The following is a 20,890-nucleotide window of genomic DNA, read 5'->3' on the forward strand; positions in this document are numbered from 1 at the left end:
TCTTTCAACTAAATACTATAGGTTATTTCGGCTCTTCACCAAAACAGGTGCATGACACATACCGAAAAGCCACATGTCCTGCACTCCCACACTAGCAAAGGTGCAATTGCGGAGCGACTATGAGCGCAGGGTACGGTTCAATGATCACAGCAGGATCAGGTATGATCATGCGGCCGAGCCGAATGATCACGCGACCGGTGTATATGAGCGGCTGGGGCCGGGTTATGAGCGCTTGGGCGGGTATTATGATCATCCGCTAAGCTTCTTTGACAGGCAGCTGCAATCTTCGTCGGCAATCGCACAGCGAATGGCAATCCCCAGCGCCGAAACTCATTAAAACTTCAAACTTATACCAACTTCAAACCTCCATAACACGTACAAGACAAATTGTTTAGAACTATGATGCAAACCTGTAATTTTATTAGTCGTAATAAATTTCACTTATTCATAGATTGGTAATGATTCCTTAATAATTTGTTCATAACTTCGCTGTACGATGAAAGAAATACAAATGACAGGGGTTTTCAATATGGGAAACAATACAGTTAAACGAGTGCTATCCATTGTAGGATCAGGTGTTGTAGGGTCTATGCTCACTCTGGGTGTCGTGGTCAACACAGATCTGCTCACTTCTAAGCCGGAGACCAAGATAGAAACCGCAAGTGCGGCAGCTCCCTCCTACGGCGTCGAATCATTATCCGCGACTTCAGCAGATTCATTGGCGGATATGGTCGAGCAGTCTTCGAAGGCTATTGTCGGTGTAGTAAATTATCAATCTGCAGGCAACCGTTTTGCAGGAGCCTCCAGTGAACAACCGGTGGGAACCGGTTCTGGCGTTATTTATAAAATAGACGGAGATCATGCGTATATCGTCACTAATAATCACGTCATCGAAAATGCACAAAAAATCGAAGTCACTCTGAGCTCAGGCACAAAAGCAAAAGCTGAACTACTCGGAACCGATGCGTTAACTGATATTGCTGTTCTGCAGATTGATAAAAAATATGCCTCTGATGCGGTAACCTTAGGAGATTCTGACAAGGTCCGCGCCGGCGACTCAGTCATCGCGATAGGCAATCCGCTTGGTCTGGATTTCTCCGGAACGGTAACGAAAGGCATCGTCAGCTCAGCTTCACGCACTTTAGACGTTAATACTTCCGCCGGAACATGGCAGACAGAAGTCATTCAAACAGATGCCGCCATCAACAGCGGAAACAGCGGCGGCGCTTTATTCAACACGCAAGGTGAAGTAATCGGCATCAACAGCTTGAAAGTGGCGCAAAGCGGAGTAGAAGGCATTGGTTTCGCTATTCCAAGCAATGAAGTCAAAACTCTGGTGGAACAGCTGACAGAACATGGGGAAATTGAGCGGCCATATCTTGGCATAGGCCTTGCCGACTTGGCAAATATCCCCTATATGTATGTTAAAGACTTGCCAGAATCTGTAAAAGGTGGTGTGATGGTGACAGCCGTCGAACCTGGTTCTGCCGCTGAAAAAGCCGGATTGCAAGAACAAGATGTACTGACTGGCATCAATGGCGACACGATAGAAAGTTCACTTGATCTGCGAAAATATCTTTATTCAAAACTTGAAATCGGCAGCAAAGCGAACGTAACCATCTACCGCGGCGGTATAAAACAAGAGCTGAATATTACATTGACAGGCAGCCAATTGAAGTAACGTCAGCCGGGACAGCAAATCTGCTGTCCTTTTTTTATGATCGCAGATTATAAAATACTGATTTTTCGGCAAAGCTGAACTGTATCACTACATGCGAGAAGGGATTTATTTGAACCAAACTGGATCAATCAGCGTCCTTCACGTCATCTTTCTCTCGATGACGGTAATTGGATTGAAGAATCATGTGACCATTATTCCGTCTCTTTTACAGGATGCCGGGCGGGACAGCTGGATGTCTGTGCTGTTAGCGGCGGCTGTTATTTTTCCGTTATTTTTTTTCTTTCTATACATTCAGAAGGGCAGTAACCGCGAACATATAGGAGACTGGCTGATATCAGCCATCGGCACCGTGCCCGCTGCCAGTTTCCGATATATAACCGCGGTCTACTTACTAGTGATGGCCGCTTTTACAATGGCTGAAGTTTTACAGTGGATTGCGGCTTCCTTTCTGCCCAACACTCCTTTGGTTGCCATGCTGCTGATCTACTGCATACTGTGCATCCTGCTGGTCAATACAGATCTTCAAACCATTGTGATCGTGAATGCATTTGTGCTGTTCTGGGTGGTTATTTTAGGTTTTTTTGTAGCCTTTACGAATATACAAGTGAAGGATTATGAGTTACTGAGACCCTTTTTGGAGCATGGTTTCCGGCCCGTATTGATATCCATGATGTATCCGGCGTCCGGTTTTATCGAGCTGGTGCTGCTATTATTTCTTCAGCACCGCGTCAAAGATCGTTTTCGGTGGTACCACTTTGCTTTTATGCTATTCATTTTAGTCGGACTGACCACCGGGCCGCTTGTAGGGGCTATAACAGAGTTTGGTCCTGTGGAAGCCATGAAACAGCGATATCCCGCTTACGAAGAATGGGGGCTCGTAGCCATCGGGCGTTTCTTTGAACACTTGGATTTTTTATCTATCTACCAATGGCTAACAGGCGCTTTTATCCGAGTCGGTTTTCTGCTCTATATTGCTGCAGACTTATTGAAATGGACCGGCGATAAAAAGAAGATTTGGAATATAGCAGGACCGGCACTGTTCTTCACGAGTCTGTCGCTTTTTTTAATGAGTGAACATACATTTTTGAAATTAAAGGGAGATTATCTATTAATCGTAACACTTTTCTTTTTACTACTGCTCACTGGCATTATGACAATAGCCGCTTTTCTATCAAGAAAAACATCTAAAACAGGCAACTGACTATATCGTTACAAAAAAGGTGAGAAGCTATGCTGCCTAATGAAAAAATCAATGAAGAGACATTAAAACAATTGTTCCAAAAATCTGCCGACGTCCATTTCCAGCGCTATCATTTCTCCTCGCACTCTGTAGAATTCATCACATGCGACGCGATGATTGACACGCAGCTTTTAAATGAAGTCATCGTTCCTCGTGTCCAGCTGCTGTGCAGCCAGGCGGAACTGTTGGAGATTGAACAGGCCATTCCGTCCCATTTGCACATACCCGGCGTAAAAACTCCTGAGACAAAAGAGGAAATCATTTCTCTAGTCTATACAGGCCATGTGCTGCTGTATTTTATAGAAGAAGATTTACTGATCTCAGGCAATATCGCGAAAAAACCGAACAGGAATCCTGAAGAGACACGCGTAGAAGTACCTGTGAAAGGTCCGCGCGACAACTTTATTGAAGATATTTCCGTTAATATCGCACTGCTGAGAAAGCGCCTGCCCACGAACTCACTGTGTGTGGAGAAGTTTGAACTGGGCGAACGTTCCAAAACAGCTGTGGCCTTATTGTATTTTGATGACATTGCAAGCGAGGATACGCTGACACAGATACGCAGCCAGTTGAATCAAGTAGACACGGATATCGTATTCAGCGGCGATTTATTAATGGAAAATATCAATAAAAGCGCAAAGCTTTTTCCCAGGACCGATTACACCGGACGTCCCGATAATGCAATTCAGGCACTGGCACGCGGTCGTTTTATAGTCTTAGTGGACGGCAGCTCTTATGCCGTCATCACTCCTGTCAATATGTTCTTACTGCTAAAAACATCAGAGGATAATGAATATCCGATTTTCTACAGTTCTTTTCAGCGTATTCTGCGTGTGGCAAGTATTTTAATCGGATTATTACTGCCTGCCTTTTGGCTCGCCTTAACTACTTATCATCAAAACCAATTACCGCTCCAGCTGCTCGCTACGATTGTCCAGGCGAACTTAGGGCTGCCTTTTCCCTCTGCCTTTGAAATGCTGCTTATGCTCGGCATGTTTGAACTCTTCCGTGAAGCCGGGCTGCGTCTGCCTTCTGCAATCGGCAACACAATCGGGGTTGTAGGGGGAATCATTATCGGCGATGCAGCCATCCGGGCAGGGTTGACGAGTCCTGCGATGATTGTCATTATTGCCACTTCTACAATCGCCACGTACACACTCGTTAATCAATCTCTCGTGACAGCTGTCAGTCTGCTGCGTTTTAGTTTCATACTGTTGACTGCTTTCTTTGGTCTGTTTGGATTTTATTTGTCAATGTACTTTACCTTGCTGTATTTGTCGAGTATCCGGACATTCGGTGTTCCATATATGAATATAGCGGCTGATTTAAGCTGGAAGAACATTCAGAAAACCATTTTTCGTTTATCACCGCCTCAATACAAAGAGCGTCCAAATTTTCTGGATCCCAAAGATAAGAAGCGTAATAAAGGAGTGAAGAAATGAACAGAGTCGCCTTCTTTTTACTCATCGGCTCTGCTGTCCTGCTGTCCGGTTGCTGGGATATGAATGAACCGGAGCGTATGCTTTATGTCAATGGAATGGGCGTTGATTTTAAGGACGGGAAATATGAAGTATATACGCAAGTGATCGACTTCGCCAATACTGCAAAAAATGATCAGCCGACCACAGATCATCCTCAGGCAGAGGTTGGATATGCATCCGGAGACACATTAGATGATGCGATTAATCAGCTGTACCATTCTATGGATCAAAAATTGTTTTGGGGACATTTTTCGTATCTGGTTGTTTCAGAAGAAGTCATGAAGAATGTAAAGGTTTCACCAATTATTGACAGCTTTATCCGTTATCGTGAAACCCGTTATCAAATTTGGATTTATACTACGCAGGATTCTGTTGAAGACATTCTGCTGATACGGCCGGTCATCAACAGAGCGATTACTCTGTCTAAGCTGGGGGATCCGGAAAATTCCTATGAACAGGAATCCTTCATTCCTCCCGTCAACTTGCGCAAGCTAATAATCGGATTAGATGAACCCGGCTATGAAGCAACCATCCCTCTCATTACTATTGAAGAAAACTGGAAATCGATGAAAGAGTCTATACAGGCTCCCGAATTATCAGGTGTCGGGGTCATCACGAGAGATGGATTCAAAGGGTACATATCGGGTGAGAAGGCGCTCGGTATCCAGTGGATGACGAATGAAACAAAAAGAGGAGAAGTTACATTCAAAACCGGGGAAGGCAATGAAATGACAGTAATCATTGAAAATGTGAAAGTAAAAATCGAACCCAACGTTACTCATGAAGTAAATTTTAATGCAGAGATCGAGCTGCAGGCAAATATAAGCAGTATCAAAGGTAATATTACGGTCAAGCAGATCAAAAAGGAAGTTGAAGAAGAAGTATCCCGTCAGATCATGGCGACTTATCATGATGCTATTGACAAAGATATTGATATATACCGTTTTTCTGAGCAGCTGTACCGGAAAGAATTAGAGACCTGGAAAAAAATCCAAGAAAATGGTCGGGTTAATTTAACGGAGGATTCATTCGAAAAATTACAGGTGCGTGTTATCAAATTAAATTCAGACCGCAAGTCTTTTAAAGAGACAATTAAGAAGTAATTCTTTAGACATTTCAAAGACCTCTACACTCTTCATTGCATTTTCTGCAGTTTCGTACTATTTTTAAGTACAAAGGCGTTAGGAGGTGCCGCAATGAGAATTCTAGTGATAGAAGATAATGAAAGCGTCTCTGAGATGATTGGGTTATTCTTCGAAAAAGAGGGCATCGAAGGAATATTCGAAGCAAATGGACTGAATGGTTATGAACGCGCGGTCCAATCTTCGTGGGACTGCCTGATTATTGACTGGATGTTGCCTGATCTTGACGGCCTGACCATTTGCCGCAAAATCAGAGAACGAGGCATAGAAGTTCCCATCATCATGCTTACCGCAAAAGATGGCGAAGCGGATCAAGTACGAGGATTTGAAACGGGTGCGGATGATTATGTCACGAAACCTTTCAGCCCCCTTGCATTAATGGCGCGGATCAAGGCAGTTACACGCAGATATTCTGCGAAAGATGAAAGCAGTGATGAGGAAATCAGCACAGTTTATTTCCGGCTGAATCCGAATACACGGGAAGTATCGGTGCGGGGCAAGCTGGTTTCCAATCTGACACCAAAGGAATTCGATCTGTTGCACTTCTTCCTCCGGCATCCTAAACAGGTATTCTCGCGCGACCAGCTGCTCGATCAGGTATGGGGATATGATTTTTATGGAGATGACCGGACAGTCGATGTGCATATTAAACGGCTCCGTTCAAAGCTGTCTCTGCCGGATCATTCTTTTTTCCATACCGTATGGGGCGTCGGCTACCGTTTCGATGAAAGCTCCGGAACAATCCAATGAAGATTAAAACATTTTATCAGCAGCTGCTCAGTCACTTCAGCGTCATTTTGCTGACTGTTCTGGTACTCAGTCTATTGCTGACACATTACTTGGAAAACGTAGTTTACGAACAAAAAACAGATGAACTTACAACATATGGACAGGCAATTTTATCCGACCTGCGCCAAAGCAATCGCGGAACAGAATCTATTTTGAAATCCTACGGCCATGTCTTAGATGCCCGGTCGATCCAATACAGCCTGTTCAATGGACGATCTTCCATCATTTATTCCACCGGGCTGAAGACTGCGTTAATCGAACTGAATCAGGAAGAATGGAATGCATTGCAAAATGGTCAGTCAGTGACAGTCAGACAGGAGCTCAAACGCTTTGATGAGGCAGTTACATTCGTGCTGCTGCCATACTTTGAAAGACAGCAGTTTATTGGCGGCATCCTGCTGACGTCCCCTATCACCGGATCGAGCGCAATTATTTCGAAGATGAATCATTACGTCCTCTATACGACTGGGGCAGGCGTTCTTCTGGCTCTGCTGCTTAGCGGACTGCTGTCTATTCTTCATGTCCGCAGAATTCAGCGGCTGAGAAAAGCGGCTGCAGCTGTTTCTGGCGGCGACTATACAGTCCGGGTGCCTTCATCAGAGTTTGACGAAATCGGCGAACTATCTAAAGACTTCAATGAAATGGCTGAAAAACTGGAAACTTCGATGACAGAAATCGACTCTCTAGAGAATCGCAGACGGCAATTCATGGCGGATGTCTCCCATGAACTGCGCACGCCGCTTACGACAATCCGCGGAATAATCGAAGGCCTGCGGGAGCATATGATTTCTGCTGAGGAGCAGGATAAAGCGCTTCGATTGGCTCAGGAGGAATCCAAACGGCTCATTCGTCTGGTCAATGAGAATCTTGATTACGAAAAAATTCGGGCCAATCAAATCCAGCTGAATAAACAGGCTTTACCTGTAAAGGAACTGTTTGAAATGACAGCCGACCAACTCGAATCCGCAGCTGAGGAACGTCAAAACAAGCTGATTGTCGATGCGTCTGATCGACTGTCAGTCAAGGCGGATTATGACCGCTTGATGCAAATCCTCATAAATATCACGAAAAACAGTATTCAGTTTTGTGAAAATGGCACCATTACATTGAGAGGCGATGAAACGGCCTCTGAAACTATTTTAGAAATTGAAGACACAGGAATCGGCATGGACCCGGAAGAAATTGAACAGATATGGGACCGCTTCTATAAGGCGATCATGTCCAGGACTTCCACTCCGTATGGTGAATTCGGGCTTGGTCTGTCAATTGTTAAACAGCTAGTTATTCTCCATGGAGGCACCATTGAAGTGCATAGCGAAAAAGGTCAGGGAACGAAATTTTCCATCCGTCTGCCAAAATGAAAAGCCGCTCAATAAGCGGCTTTTTCCTGTTTAATTACATGTCATAAAACGCCAATAATTATCCCCTGGCACGCCGGATAAATATGCCAGCCCATCACTTTCTGAGCGATGAATCGTCTGCCAGTCCGCATCGTCAAGCGACAGATAGATTTCATGATGAGGCGCATTGTTATGATAGCCCACCAAGTCAATATTTCCATCGCAGTCCAGATGGCCTTTCACCTCATAGTGAATCGGCGGTGAAGCAGTGAGCGGATTTCCTACATCATGGTTAATCTCAAAATTGATTTCTTTCGGCTCACCTTCAAGACGCTTAATTACAATTCCGTCCACTGATGCATGACCGTGGCGTTTATACCGCTTTAAATAGTTCAGCCCAATCGACGGACCGACTGATTTCGTGAATTGAAGCGGGCTTTCTTTGCCGTCAAACTGCCCTTCCATGTTCACCCGCGTCCGAAAACTCTTTCCTTCCGGGTCGAAATCACGGTCATCTCCAGTAAAATAAGGCAACGGCGAAAGCAGATTCGGATTTTTCAGGATATCTTCCTTCAGAAATGTGGTATAACGGAATTTCCATTGGTCCAACTGCTTTACCTTTTTCCGCTTTGCGACCGGCTGCAGTAATTGATCGCGGCGTTTCACGTGTACAGTAAACGTATAGACTTCCTTCGTCGGTTCGCTCTCCGGATTATTCGGTGTAACAGCGTCAAATACTTTCGCCGCAATCGACTTGCTGACATTCATTCGATGATTACTGTCAATCAACGGGCGTGTACCTGAAATGCTGTAGGTAACGGACTCAGATAAAGAGCATTCCCGGTCAATGAAGCGATTGTCTTCTACCGTCTGCAAATACTTGCCATTTCGGTAAATATCGAACTTCTTCACTCCTTTGATCCATTCCCAGGACAGTGCGATTTGTGAAGCGGCGGCAATAGTCGTGATGACGATCCGCTGCAAAGGATGCTCGCCTTCCATAGTCGGCGTCAGCGCGGAGGTCTGCATCACAATGACGTCCCTGACCTGATTATCCTCTACACGCTCAACTGTGTATTGAAACGGATGTCTCGGATCTAATTCTCCGTCTGTAAATTCCGCAGCTGTTCCTTCATATACTTGCTGCTCGTTTTTATAGACACGGTAATATCCTCCTGCATCACTCCAAGAAAAGGTCAGTTCATCTAACGAATGGGTCATACTTTGAATTTCAAATAAAGGTTTCATTTATCATCTGCTCCTTTTTATCTATTATGCATAAATCTTCTGTTTCACTTCAGACAATTATACATCTTCCGACTTAGTTGCCATGCCGTTTTTCTTGTGCTCAACCGATCATTTTATATTATTTATCCTTCACATTCCTGTCTGGTTTTATCCTTTATAAAATTTTATGATACAATTAATGTATCTGAATCATATTCACCACTAGGGGTGCTTTAATTTTTACGAGCTGAGATGCTGTCTGGCAAACCCTTGGAACCTGTTCTAGTACTTGCTAGCGGAGGGAAGTGGGTAGTTTTCATACCCTGCCCATCTTTGTATGGGTTTTTTGTATATATACCTTTATTGAGAGGAAGGGAAACATGAAGCTAATTCAACATCTTAGAAAAGAACAGCCGCTCGTTCATTGCATCACGAACTTTGTAGTGGCAAACTTTCAAGCAAATGGACTGCTCGCAATCGGTGCATCGCCTGTAATGGCGGATGCAATAGAAGAAGCTGAAGATATCGCAAAAATTGCTTCCTGCAGTATTTTGAATATCGGCACGCTGAAGCAGCAAACTGTCGATGCCATGATCCTCGCCGGCAACAGTGCAAGAACAGCCGGAAATCCTGTCGTGCTTGATCCTGTCGGTGCTGGAGCTACAGCGTTTCGAAAAGCAAGCGTTCTCAAAGTGCTGGCTGCAGTTGATGTCACCCTCATCCGCTGCAATGCCGGCGAACTCGCAGCCATAGCCGATGTCCCATGGAAAGCGAAAGGCGTAGATGCGGGAGAAGGCAGCGCAGATATAGAAGCAATCGCGAAAAAGGTTGCCATCGGCCACAGTTGTTTAGTTGCTGTGTCAGGTCAAACAGATATCGTTACGGACGGTCATCGTTCATTGTTTATTGAAGGCGGACATCCTTCTATGACTGAGATCACTGGAACAGGCTGTCTGCTAAGCTCAGTAGTTGGTGCTTTCCTGGCAGTAGGAAGCGAATCGCCGCTGGAAGCAGCTGCTGATGCGCTTTCATTTTATAAACGGGCAGGCGAAGTTTCAGCCGGTATTTCAGCAGGACCCGGCGATTTCGCAGTAAATTTCTTAAACACATTACATACACTGGATCGGGACCATAACACGTTTTTAGTGTAACTAGGAGTAAGGGGGTTTTTTCATTGACGGTAAATGTAGCATTGACTATTGCGGGATCAGACAGCGGAGGCGGCGCCGGTATCCAGGCAGATTTGAAAACATTTCAAGAACTTGGTGTGTTCGGCACTTCTGTTCTGACGGCTGTAACTGCACAAAACACTCATGGCGTTCACGGTGTCTATCCTGTGCCGACGGACGGCGTCACAGCCCAGATACGTGCTGTCTTGGATGATTTTGATGTAAAAGCATGTAAAACAGGGATGCTGTTTTCAGCTGAAATTATCATTGCTGTTGCTGCTGTATTGAAGGAATATCCACCTTTCCCTCTTATAATCGATCCTGTTATGATCGCAAAAGGCGGTCATTCGTTATTGCAGCAAGAAGCAATCCAAGCAATGAAAGATCATCTAATACCGATGGCTGCAATCATCACACCCAATATTCCAGAAGCAGAAGTATTCACGAAAATGAAAATTGTCAGCGATGAAGACATTCAGCATGCTGCACAGAAAATCATTAGTATGGGGGCACATGCGGTCATTTTAAAAGGCGGTCATCGCTGCGACGTACTCGAAGCAAAGGATTACTACCTTGATTGTGAAGGACAATCTTTTACAATGACGACTCCTTGGGTACAGACGAAAGACACCCACGGGACCGGCTGTACATTTGCGGCAGCCTTAGCCGGATTTATCGCAAAGGGCTATTCTATGACTGATGCAGTTGCAGAAGCAAAACAATTTATCCAGGCTGCTATTGAACACGGCTTACGCCTGGGTTCTGGTCATGGACCGACAAATCACTGGGCTTACGGTCAGCTGAAAAAGGGGATGCACTAAATGCGCAGGGCAGACGTGCGGACAGCGATGGGTCTGTATTTTATTATGGGTACCCCGAATGTACACAATCAGGAGCCACTGGCTGTTTTAGAGGCTGCCCTCCGCGGCGGGATTACTTGCTTCCAGCTGCGTGAAAAGGGAGAAAATGCGTTGCAGGGAGATGCGCTGCTTGGATTTGCAAAAAAGTGTCAGGCATTGTGCCGGCTTTACCGCGTTCCTTTCATTATCAATGATGACGTCAATCTTGCGTTAGCCCTTAATGTTGACGGTGTCCATGTAGGGCAGGACGATGAACAGGCGGCTCTTGTGCGCAAGCGCATCGGTCCTGATAAATGGCTCGGCGTCTCTGCCCACAATCTGGATGAAATGAAGCTTGCTGAAGCAATCGGAGCTGACTATGTTGGAATCGGCCCGGTTTATCCGACTGCGACGAAATTAGATGCTTCCGTTGTTGTAGGCCCCGAATTGATTGGAGAAATGCGCAGTGCTTTTCCTGACATGCCGATTGTAGGAATCGGCGGCATTTCCTTGGCTAACCTCATCCCCGCCTTGCATGCCGGCGCAGACGGCGTGGCGGTCATCTCAGCCATCGCTTCCGCTGAAAACCCTCAGGAAGCAGCAAAGTCTTTTTCTAAAGAAATTACATTAATTCTAAATAAATGAGGTTGCGATGAATACAAGAAAAATGGTTTTTATGACGATGTTTGCGGCAATTGCTGTTGCCGGCTCTGCCTTTGTTTCATTTCCGGCGGGAATAGCGAGAGCCTATCCTATTCAGCATGCCGTCAACGTAATCGTGGCAATCGTCATGGGGCCGGGCGCAGCGGTGCTAGTGGCCTTTGTGACTGGATTGGTGCGAATCCTGACAGGAACCGGTTCTTTGCTGGCGCTTCCCGGCGGAATGATCGGTGCACTGTTAGCCGGGCTGTTTTATCAGAGGTACAAACGGAATTGGACAGCCGGCATAGGTGAAATAATCGGCACAGGCTTTATCGCACCTGTGTTTGCCGTACCTTATGCAAAGATTCTGATGGGTACGACTGTTACAGCTTTCTTCTTCTTGCCTCCGTTTCTCGTGTCGACAGTAAGCGGTTCCGTTATCGGCCTTTTACTGGTACCAAGACTGCTGAAGCTGAAGTTATTTCAGGATTTACACTGAATTTTAGCGAGATATGGGGAATTGATGAAAACTCTGCGAGGCTATGAGCGTCCATAGCAGGTTTATGATCGTGCATTGAGTTGCTATGATCGGACGGCTAGTGACTAGGAGCGCCCGTCAGCCTCGTTTGATCGGCTGGAAAACGTCTATGATCATTCATTGACATGCTATGAGCAACTATAGTAAATACCATTTCATTTTAAAAAGCGGTTCAGAAAGTTATGTAGCATAACTCTCTGAACCGCTGTTTTTGTCGATTTCCCGGGAAATAAAATCATTGTTTCCCGGCTTGATCATAATAGCTTTGCATTTCCTCTTCAGGCACCATATTTCCTCCTGTGCCCCAGACCAGATGCACGGCTTCTTCGGAATCTGCCTCTGGGACGTGAGACTCTATAACCTTGACAGGACCTGTCATGCCTGCGAGCGCAGATGGTTCCAGCCAAATGTCTTCACTGTCTGCCAAGTTTTTCAATAACTTGAATAACGTATGATCTGCAACGCTGTAGCATCCGGCCAGGAAGGGTTCCATTGTTTTTCCGACGAATGCAGAAGCAGTGCCTACTGCCAGTCCGTCAGCCGCAGTTTTATTGTCCAAATGAAAATCGGCAACTGATACTTGATCATGCAGTCCCGTTGCCATTCCGATCATCATGCACGGCGAATGCGTCGGCTCGGCAAAGAAACAATGTACGTGGTCGCCGAGAGCCAGTTTTAAACCAAATGCGACTCCGCCGGGCCCTCCGCCTACTCCGCAAGGCAAGTAAACAAAAAGCGGATGCTCTCGATCTACTTTGATATGCAGTGCTTTCAGCTGCGCGGCAACACGCTCGCCTGCGACTGCATAGCCCATAAAAAGATCAGTTGAATTTTCATCGTCTATAAAATGACAGAATGGATCTTCCTGCGCCTGGCGCCTTCCTTCTTCCACCGCTTTACTGTAGTCATCTTCGTACTCTATGACTTCAACACCCTTTGACCGCAATAAATCTTTCTTCCATTGCTTTGCATCTGAAGACATATGTACAGTTACATTAAAACCCAGCTTTGCACTCATGATGCCGATGCTCAGTCCTAGGTTCCCTGTCGATCCTACAGCTATTTTATGCTGCGCAAATAGACTTTTGAAGACCGGTTCGGCGAATTGCCGATAATCTTGCGTGTCATTTACTAATTGATGGTCAAGCGCCAGTGTTTCTGCATGTTTCAACACTTCGTAAATACCGCCGCGTGCTTTAATAGAACCTGAAATCGGCAGAGCATTATCCTGCTTCAGCATCAGCATACCGGCTATCTTCAACTTATACTGCTGCTCCAACATTCTTTTCATTGCAGGAATGGAAGTGAGGGGCGATTCAATGATGCCCCGATTAACAGCAGTGTCAGGAAATACTTTTTCCAGGTACGGAGCAAATCGTTCGAGTCTCTGACGTGCGTCTTCTACCTCTTCGCGTGTCAGAGACGTTTTCTCCATCGCCCTGTTCACCGGCTGCACAGACGGGTTTCGCCATAGCACTTCTTTCATTTCTGCCACTTGCTGCAATAAAGGCTCCTTCTCCAGCCATGCTTTTCGATTCTGGTCGTTCATACCAGACACCTCTTCCTTACATTAATTTTATTGGATCTGCCCCAAAATCAGTTCTTGAAAACTTGTCATGTATGTATTGCGAAAATCATGCTGCAGTTTAAACCCGCTTCGGCGCTGGGGGATTGCCTTACGCTATGAGCCATCTGGCGAAGAACACGCCAGTTGTCTCATAGCAACGGCCTACCCCGCAGTTGCGTCTTCGCTGATGTGGGGAAAGTATAACATGTTGCTTTTTTTGCAGAGTGTGGATTTAGTTGGTAGTGTTCCCGTTTCTCGACTTTACAAATGCATTCAACACAAGAATTTAAGCCTTTGCAGAATGCTAAGTATTGCATGAAACGCCACTTCTTACGTAATAAACTCAAATAGCATGCTCATGACTGCCATTCATATAAAAATTCCTGAAACGCAGGGAAACGGTATCCTCCCATTTACCATCCTATTCTGCGCAATCCCATCTCAAACTGCTCATTAAATTGATTATCAAGCACATGTTTTGGTGAAGAGCCATTTTATTAAAATGAAATTTATTTAAACCAGCCCTTCTCCTGAAACATTGAAATCGCCTCAATCCGGTTTCGCACGCCGAGCTTATCCAAGATCGTCGACACATAATTACGCACTGTACCGGGTGATAAAAATAACTCCGCCGCAATTTGTTTGGTCGTTTTTCCTTCTGAAATTAACTTTAGTACTTGCTCTTCACGCTCTGTCAGCGGATTCTTATCTTCTTCCTTCATATCAAAAGCCAGATCGATTAATTCAGGAGCATAAATACGGCGTCCCTTAATGATGGAATGAATGGATTTCACCAGTTCTTCAATTGGATTATCCTTCAGTAAATAGCCGCGGACACCTGCATTCCGTGCGCGTTCAAAATACCCCGCTCTCGCAAAAGTAGTCAGGATAATGATCTGGCACTCTTCATCCTGCAGTTCTTCCGCAGCATCTAATCCTGTCTTGATCGGCATCTCTATATCCATTATACAAATATCAGGCTTCAGTTCTTTCACTAGTTTCACTGCTTCCTGACCGTTTTTCGCCATGCCGATTACTTCCATATCATCTTCTAAATTTAATAGCGACCCCAGCGCACCCAGCATCATTCCTTGGTCTTCTGCTATCACAATGCGGATCATATGTAATCACCCTTCCTTTATTTGTTTCAGAACAGCGGGAACTGTAATCTTCAATTGTGTTCCTTCCTGACTGGAAATAGAAAGGTTGCCGTTAACGAACTCCAGGCGCTCTTCCATTCCTTCCAGTCCGTTACCGGGCAGATTCACCCCATTTTGCGCAATTCCTATTCCGTTATCTTTCACAATAATCCGAAATTCTTTTTCGGTCCGTTGAAAAGCGATGCAACAATGCTTTGCGTAGCTGTGCTTGACAACATTATTGATCGCTTCCTTCAGGCACATAACCAATACGTTTTCTACAATCGGTGACATATCCGGAAAATTCGGATCACCTTCAAGTTCTATTTCGATTTCCGCCGCTCTCAATAATTGCTCTACACGGACCAATTCATCCTTCAATTTGACTCGGCGCATCCCGCTGACGAGCACTCGGACTTCTTTTAATGCGGTGCTGGAAATCTGACGTATATCCTGGAGCTCTGCTTTAGCAGATTCGATATCTCGTTCCATTAATCGTACTGCCAAATCACTTTTCAGCCCAATCATTGACAGTTTTTGCCCCAGCGTGTCATGAAGATCCCTTGCAATCCGTTCGCGCTCCTGCACAATCGTCAGCTCTGATATACGCTGTCTTGCAAGTATCAGCTGATCCTGCAGCCGATCGCGTCTTTGACGGTTATATAGATTAAACGGCAGCAGCACGACCCCGATGATTGCCAGAATAATGAAGTGAATCTGCGAAAGAAACAATTCAATTTCAATAAAGAATCCTGCAACGACTGCTCCGATCAAAATAGCAATATGCAAACCATAAACGATAAAAAAACCTACCGGATTCCGGATATTCCCAATAAAAAAAGCAATAAATATAGATAGGTATACATATCCAAACAACAGAGTCATCAAAACGGTGATGACAATCTCAAAACTGATCCACATATACATGAGGCCGCTGTCTGATTTCACGGAAAAGTAATAAGATAAAAAGAAGAACACCAGAAGCGTGAAACCGATTAATAACCCCATCGGTGACGCACTTCGTAAAATATAAAAGAAAGGTAAAATACAAAATACCACCCATGCATAAATGCTGAGCCATGGGCTTTTCGGAAAAATACTGTACCAGCTGTGCATAGGTTCTCATCGCCACCCTTTATATATCCATTGTAACAAATAGTTGCCTGAATGACCCGCTTGCACTAATCTCATTTTCGCTGCATGAGGGTTCGTTCTAATTTCAATTTCAGGAAAGGTGCGGTGCAAAGCTAAATTGGTTTGCTTAAGAAGATTTTTGGCGCGGTGAGGTCACATATTGGCGCGTTTCATGAGATCGCATATGGAATTGCACATAAAAAGCTGTCCAGAAAGTAAATTTCTACTTTCCGGACAGCATAGATCAGTCAAATGTTGTGCGTTTTGGTTTTAAGTCAATCTTCAACTTTTGTTTAGCCATGATAGATTGTTTGGCTTCTTTAAATGTAATGAACTTTTTATTTGCGGGATCATACAGACGGTAGCGTAATGATTCCAAGCTTGTTTTTAATGTAATAGTTGTCGCCTTTTGCAATGGCGGTGTTAATTCATGCGCCATTTCCAAATTGTAATTCGGAACACGCGGAGCCAGGTGATGTACGTGGTGGAATCCGATGTTACCTGTCGCCCACTGCAGAACACGCGGCAATTGATAATACGAACTGCCTTCCACTGCTGCTTTTACGTAATCCCAATCTGATTCTTCTTCGAAATAAGAATCTTCAAATGTGTGCTGAATGTAGAATAACCAAATTCCAAGCGCCGCAGCAGTGAACATCATCGTGCCCTGAATCAGTACGAATGACTGCCAGCCGATAAGCAGGATCAATCCGCTGTAGACCGCCAGAAGAATGATATTGATTAAATACGTATTCATACGCTCTTTCTTACGTGCATCTTTGCGATTAAAACGACCTGCGATTAGCACTAGATATAAGGGACCAAAACCGAACAACACGATAGGATTACGATAGAAACGATAGCCTAAACGCTGCCATTTAGAAGCATTCTCATACTCCTCAACAGTCATTACCCAAATATCGCCTACTCCGCGCTTATCAAGATTTGAACTTGTCGCGTGATGGATAGAGTGCTCTCTTTTCCACTTTTCATAAGGAAATAATGTCAGTACGCCAGTGATTGTTCCTACAATATTATTCGCTTTCTTATTGCGGAAGAATGAACCGTGCGTACAGTCATGGAAGATAATGAATGTGCGAACTACGAAGAACGCAGCTGTGATGGAAAGCACAATTGTCAAGATGACGGAAACGTTCAAGCTCTGATACGCCAGAAACCAAAGGATAAAAACAGGCGGTATCGTATTCAGCATCTGAAAAACACTTTTCTTTAAGTCAGACTTCGCGAAAGGTGCGACGTCTTTATGCAGCTGTTTCGTTTTCTCTTTACTCATGTTTGAATGTCCCTCCTAATTGGGTTTGCTAATACATTAAGAATACCGTGTACGGACAGGGAGGGGTAGACATAGATGTCATGACTTTGAGATGACAAATGTCATATATGCCATGACATCTCTTCAAAATGAAAAAGACGCATTTCTCATAGGAGAGTGCGTCTGCTGCGGACTATTCTTTGCCGGCTTACACCTGATGTTCTTGGATTGCCTTTGTAATAGAGGGTTCCATAATGGCGTAATGCGAAGCTTTCCATACCGCTTTTCCGTCTTTCAATAAAAACAGCTGTGGAGATTCGTGACGAATTTGCAGTTCCCGTTCAATTTCCTGCGACAGCGGTCGGCTCTTCTGCACAATCAGATAATATTTGGACAGATTCGTTTCTGTCCGTTGAAACGCAGAAAATGCAGATGCACTGACTGGACAAGTTGAACTGTGCTTCATCATAAGCACCGGCTTTTCATTGGATTGATCAAGTATTTCATCCCATTCTTCCGTTGTAGAAATTTCCTGCATCATACACCACTCCCTTTTTTCATTAGTATACCTTCCGTCCATTTTTTAAAACAATCTTCAGGCTTGCGCCGCCACCTTTCACTGTACATTTTTTTAGCTTTCATTCACAATATAGAGCAGTAGAAAGGAGGCCGGGAGACATGCGTGAACTGTCTATTCGTTTATTGCTGACTTGGGGAGCTTGTTTAATATTAGCGGGTTTGTTTGCAATGGTCGCAACTTCGATTCATATGCAGACGATTTCCGGATTTGATAAAGCCGTCATTGGAGCTGTCCAGGGTACAGAAGCTCCGTGGCTGACAGTGGTCATGCGAGCATTTACGACGATCGGTTCCACAATGGCCGTTGCGCTGATTGCACTGGCAGCGTTTGTAACACTTCTCAGTAGAAAGCACGGGGTGCAGGCATTATTGCTGGTTGCCGTTGTCGGCGGGACAGGCATACTCAATCAAGTGCTGAAGTTCATCTTCAAACGAGAACGTCCCGACCTCCATCGTCTGATTGACATTGGCGGCTACAGCTTTCCGAGCGGTCACACGATGATGGCATTCAGTTTATACACTATTCTCGCTTATATCATTTGGCGTAATTTACGGAATACTTGGAGCCGGACACTAGCCGTGACAGCTGCTGTTTTCATGATTGTCATGATTGCAGTGAGCCGTATTTATTTAGGGGTGCATTTCCCCAGTGATATTGTCGGCGGTATATACGCCAGTGCCGTTTGGGTCATTGCTTCCATCACGATATACCAACGGTTTCAGCGTAAAAGAACCACGCCGTGATTTAAATTCATTACAGAAGGAATGACAGTATATGTGGAAAGACTTTAAGGAATTCGCGTTTAAAGGAAACATCTTCGACCTGGCTATTGGTGTTGTCATCGGTGCAGCTTTCAGTACGATTGTTTCTTCACTGGTGGAAAATATTATTACGCCGATTATCGGAATTTTATCAGGCGGCCTGGACTTCTCGGGATTAAGCTTTCCATATAAAAATACAGAAATTAAGTATGGTCTGTTTATTCAATCCATCATTAACTTCCTGATCGTTGCGGGATCTATATTCATCTTCCTGCGCGTCCTGATGCAGCTCAAAATTAAAGAGCCGGAGCCCGTTGCAGAAGAACCCGCTGAAAAAGCATTGGATACGAAAGAAGAACTGCTCTCAGAAATTCGTGACTTATTGAAAGATCAAAAGTAGAAGGAAAAGAGCAGACAGCGGTTAATCCGCCCCTGCTCCGCCTCCTCCATCTCCTCCACCCCCGCCGGAATATCCTCCATCAAAAGAGGTACCGTCAGAACTTCCTGCTTTTACTAATTTCGGGCCCCAAGTTGAATGAACAAACTGCAAAGGATCTTCCCGCAGCGTAAAGAGTGAAGCCATGGCAACCGCCGCAGTCGCGGTTTCTGCCCGCCTAACTTGAGGCAGCTTCTTTTTAGATGGCTTGAGCAAGTAGGCACGTATTAGATATTGCTGCTGCTCATCATCCGGCAACCCTTCCGGCATACCATATTTCAGCTCTCTCCGGAATTTATTGATGCTCATCTTTGTATAGAATGCCGTTTTAGAACTCAGCACAGTCTTCGGAACCAGGTAAAACGCGATAAGCGCGATAATCACGAACCAGCTGAAGACTCCCGTCAATTCTTCATAATCCAATGAATTCACTGTGAACAGCAGCACGATAAAGTATAAACCTGAAGGCCATTTTTGTATCTGCTCCTTCATGCTGAACAGCGTAACTGCAAAGAAAATAGCCGGGAGCACCAGTCTGTAGCCCCAGTCATCCCCTCCGCCGATATAAAATACAACTGCACACATCAGGCCTGCCGCGATCACTATGAACAGTCTCAGCACGTAAGAATATCGAGTTGATAATGTTCCCGATTCCACTAATAAATCCTTCACTTCATCATGCCACTCGGTGTGTTCCACTTCGAACTTATGCTGTTTTCTCAAAGCGGATTTCGACTCTTTTCCTTCTGCAATATCATGCAGATGAAATCGCTCTTTCATCAAACGTCCCTTGAACAGCCAGACAGCTAACTTCCGTTCAAACGGCTGCAGATCTCCTTTACCCTTTAACAACTGAAAGGCGAGTGTCTTATCAGGTGAATCCGGACGGTCTGCGAATCGTTCCGCACTGTCTGCAAGTTCGACCGATGCCTCTCCTTTATCGACCAATGAAAATAATCCGGCCAGAAAACTTCCTCTGAACCATTCTCCTGAATGATCCACAAAACTTAGATAAAGTGGATCCGTCTTCATCACATAGTCGGTGCTTCCAAAAAATCCGCTCAAACGGGATTTCATCCAGAATACGAAAAGTGCAATAAGTCCGAGAAACACAGTCAAACCGATGGTGATTTTTTTCAGTGCGGGAATCTGTGCCACTTTCCATGCCTGCTCGTCCATCTTTTGCTGTTCACCTGCTATCGCCTCTTCCAATGAAACCGGTGCTTTGCCTTTATTCGAGGCTGTCATCATCCCAGAAGGAAACAAAACCCGCACAGCTGTGTAGGTATTCGCTTTAGAAACCGGAGTATTAAATTGGATGCCGTTGCTGTGAACGACCGGCTCCTTCCCTCCCGAAGCATAAAAGTAACCGTGAATATTTTTTTCACCTGCTTCATCAGGCAAAATAAAAGAGATCTGCACATCGTTCATATCCATATCATGATTAGAACCTTTTTCAAAAAAGGTAAGCCGCAGATCGCTGTATGTATCGTATGAAACAGCAGCATTTTGAACATAATAAATGTACATCACCTGAATCGTTCCATCTTTTTGGGCTATTTTCGTTACCCAATTTTCTTTATCCAATGAAACGGGGAGTTTCTTCATCTGGTTATCGTCGATAAATCCTACTCTGCCGTTGCCGTCCATCACCTGAAACGCCTTAAATCCCTCAATCTGAGGACGGTGTTCGGCGGGGAATGCTCGCTTCAGCCTGGAGAATTCTCCGTCAAACGAGTACGTGAACAGTTCATTGACGAGCATGGTTCCATCCGGATTGATCCATCCGCGAATCTGCACCTCGTCGATAGAATAGGATTTTGCCGACGCTGTCCCTGCAGGCAATCCTATTATGAGCATGAATAAAAATACTGTCAAAAACCTTTTCATAGCCGCACCCCCTAAACCTTCA

The 20,890-nt window shown here is 44.9% G+C and carries 19 protein-coding genes and 1 riboswitch; of the genes, 12 read left to right on the forward strand and 7 right to left on the reverse strand.

Annotated features, from left to right (window positions below; translation table 11 throughout):
- Window positions 1-529: 529 nt before the first annotated feature.
- From NCCP2331_RS12440 to NCCP2331_RS12465, 6 genes are all read left to right on the forward strand, one after another.
- A complete protein-coding gene (locus tag NCCP2331_RS12440; protein WP_251671056.1) occupies window positions 530-1,681 on the forward strand; it encodes a S1C family serine protease in 1,152 nt (383 codons plus the stop codon).
- Between the two features lie 109 nt (window positions 1,682-1,790).
- The gene (locus tag NCCP2331_RS12445; RefSeq protein WP_251671057.1) at window positions 1,791-2,882 is read left to right on the forward strand and encodes an endospore germination permease; all 1,092 of its coding nucleotides are present in this window, start codon (window positions 1,791-1,793) and stop codon (window positions 2,880-2,882) included.
- Window positions 2,883-2,911: 29 nt separating this feature from the next.
- The gene (locus tag NCCP2331_RS12450) at window positions 2,912-4,363 is read left to right on the forward strand and encodes a spore germination protein (protein ID WP_251671059.1); all 1,452 of its coding nucleotides are present in this window, start codon (window positions 2,912-2,914) and stop codon (window positions 4,361-4,363) included.
- Window positions 4,360-5,505, forward strand: a complete 1,146-nt coding sequence (locus tag NCCP2331_RS12455; protein ID WP_251671061.1) for a Ger(x)C family spore germination protein — start codon at window positions 4,360-4,362, stop codon at window positions 5,503-5,505. The genes NCCP2331_RS12450 and NCCP2331_RS12455 overlap by 4 nt, the downstream gene beginning before the upstream one ends.
- Before the next feature lie 93 nt (window positions 5,506-5,598).
- Window positions 5,599-6,294 carry a response regulator transcription factor gene (locus NCCP2331_RS12460; protein WP_251671063.1) on the forward strand — a complete coding sequence of 232 codons (696 nt, stop codon included), beginning with the start codon at window positions 5,599-5,601 and terminating at the stop codon, window positions 6,292-6,294.
- Window positions 6,291-7,694, forward strand: coding sequence for a sensor histidine kinase (locus NCCP2331_RS12465; RefSeq protein WP_153722520.1), 1,404 nt, complete (start codon window positions 6,291-6,293; stop codon window positions 7,692-7,694). Before NCCP2331_RS12460 ends, NCCP2331_RS12465 begins: the two co-directional genes overlap by 4 nt.
- Before the next feature lie 30 nt (window positions 7,695-7,724).
- Here the strand turns inward: NCCP2331_RS12465 and NCCP2331_RS12470 are convergent, their stop codons facing one another.
- Window positions 7,725-8,921, reverse strand: coding sequence for a DUF3238 domain-containing protein (locus NCCP2331_RS12470; RefSeq protein WP_251671065.1), 1,197 nt, complete (start codon window positions 8,919-8,921; stop codon window positions 7,725-7,727).
- Between the two features lie 193 nt (window positions 8,922-9,114).
- Window positions 9,115-9,221: riboswitch (TPP riboswitch) on the forward strand.
- A gap of 59 nt (window positions 9,222-9,280) precedes the next feature.
- Here NCCP2331_RS12470 and thiM point away from each other — a divergent pair.
- The 4 genes from thiM to thiW are packed head-to-tail and all read left to right on the forward strand — an operon-like array spanning window position 9,281 to window position 12,049.
- Window positions 9,281-10,051 (forward strand): hydroxyethylthiazole kinase, encoded by a 771-nt coding sequence (thiM, locus tag NCCP2331_RS12475; RefSeq protein ID WP_251671067.1) that lies wholly within the window; start codon window positions 9,281-9,283, stop codon window positions 10,049-10,051.
- 23 nt (window positions 10,052-10,074) lie between these two features.
- Window positions 10,075-10,890, forward strand: a complete 816-nt coding sequence (gene thiD / locus NCCP2331_RS12480; RefSeq protein ID WP_251671069.1) for a bifunctional hydroxymethylpyrimidine kinase/phosphomethylpyrimidine kinase — start codon at window positions 10,075-10,077, stop codon at window positions 10,888-10,890.
- Window positions 10,891-11,553 carry a thiamine phosphate synthase gene (thiE, locus tag NCCP2331_RS12485; protein ID WP_251671070.1) on the forward strand — a complete coding sequence of 221 codons (663 nt, stop codon included), beginning with the start codon at window positions 10,891-10,893 and terminating at the stop codon, window positions 11,551-11,553.
- 7 nt (window positions 11,554-11,560) lie between these two features.
- Window positions 11,561-12,049 (forward strand): energy coupling factor transporter S component ThiW, encoded by a 489-nt coding sequence (thiW, locus tag NCCP2331_RS12490; RefSeq protein WP_251671072.1) that lies wholly within the window; start codon window positions 11,561-11,563, stop codon window positions 12,047-12,049.
- A gap of 274 nt (window positions 12,050-12,323) precedes the next feature.
- Here thiW and NCCP2331_RS12495 read toward each other — a convergent pair whose 3' ends face one another.
- The 5 genes from NCCP2331_RS12495 to ytxJ all read right to left on the reverse strand — a co-directional run bounded on the left by NCCP2331_RS12495 (window position 12,324) and on the right by ytxJ (window position 17,742).
- Window positions 12,324-13,637 carry a D-serine ammonia-lyase gene (locus tag NCCP2331_RS12495; RefSeq protein WP_251671074.1) on the reverse strand — a complete coding sequence of 438 codons (1,314 nt, stop codon included), beginning with the start codon at window positions 13,635-13,637 and terminating at the stop codon, window positions 12,324-12,326.
- Between the two features lie 527 nt (window positions 13,638-14,164).
- Entirely contained in the window at window positions 14,165-14,776 is a 612-nt protein-coding gene (locus NCCP2331_RS12500; protein WP_153722513.1) for a response regulator transcription factor, read from the reverse strand.
- A gap of 6 nt (window positions 14,777-14,782) precedes the next feature.
- Entirely contained in the window at window positions 14,783-15,910 is a 1,128-nt protein-coding gene (locus tag NCCP2331_RS12505) for a sensor histidine kinase (RefSeq protein WP_251671077.1), read from the reverse strand.
- 262 nt (window positions 15,911-16,172) lie between these two features.
- Complete coding sequence (gene desA / locus NCCP2331_RS12510; RefSeq protein WP_251671078.1) at window positions 16,173-17,222, reverse strand: Delta(5) desaturase DesA; 1,050 nt, start codon at window positions 17,220-17,222, stop codon at window positions 16,173-16,175.
- 187 nt (window positions 17,223-17,409) lie between these two features.
- Window positions 17,410-17,742 carry a bacillithiol system redox-active protein YtxJ gene (ytxJ, locus tag NCCP2331_RS12515; protein ID WP_228551090.1) on the reverse strand — a complete coding sequence of 111 codons (333 nt, stop codon included), beginning with the start codon at window positions 17,740-17,742 and terminating at the stop codon, window positions 17,410-17,412.
- Between the two features lie 137 nt (window positions 17,743-17,879).
- Here ytxJ and NCCP2331_RS12520 point away from each other — a divergent pair, with 137 nt between their 5' ends.
- Window positions 17,880-18,524 (forward strand): phosphatase PAP2 family protein, encoded by a 645-nt coding sequence (locus NCCP2331_RS12520; RefSeq protein WP_251671080.1) that lies wholly within the window; start codon window positions 17,880-17,882, stop codon window positions 18,522-18,524.
- Window positions 18,525-18,555: 31 nt separating this feature from the next.
- Entirely contained in the window at window positions 18,556-18,942 is a 387-nt protein-coding gene (gene mscL, locus NCCP2331_RS12525; protein ID WP_251671082.1) for a large conductance mechanosensitive channel protein MscL, read from the forward strand.
- A 21-nt stretch (window positions 18,943-18,963) separates the two neighbouring features.
- Here mscL and NCCP2331_RS12530 read toward each other — a convergent pair whose 3' ends face one another.
- Complete coding sequence (locus NCCP2331_RS12530) at window positions 18,964-20,868, reverse strand: DUF2207 domain-containing protein (RefSeq protein ID WP_251671084.1); 1,905 nt, start codon at window positions 20,866-20,868, stop codon at window positions 18,964-18,966.
- Between the last annotated feature and the right edge of the window lie 22 nt (window positions 20,869-20,890).

Source organism: Sporosarcina sp. NCCP-2331, from assembly GCF_023707945.1.
GTDB lineage: Bacteria > Bacillota > Bacilli > Bacillales_A > Planococcaceae > Sporosarcina > Sporosarcina cascadiensis.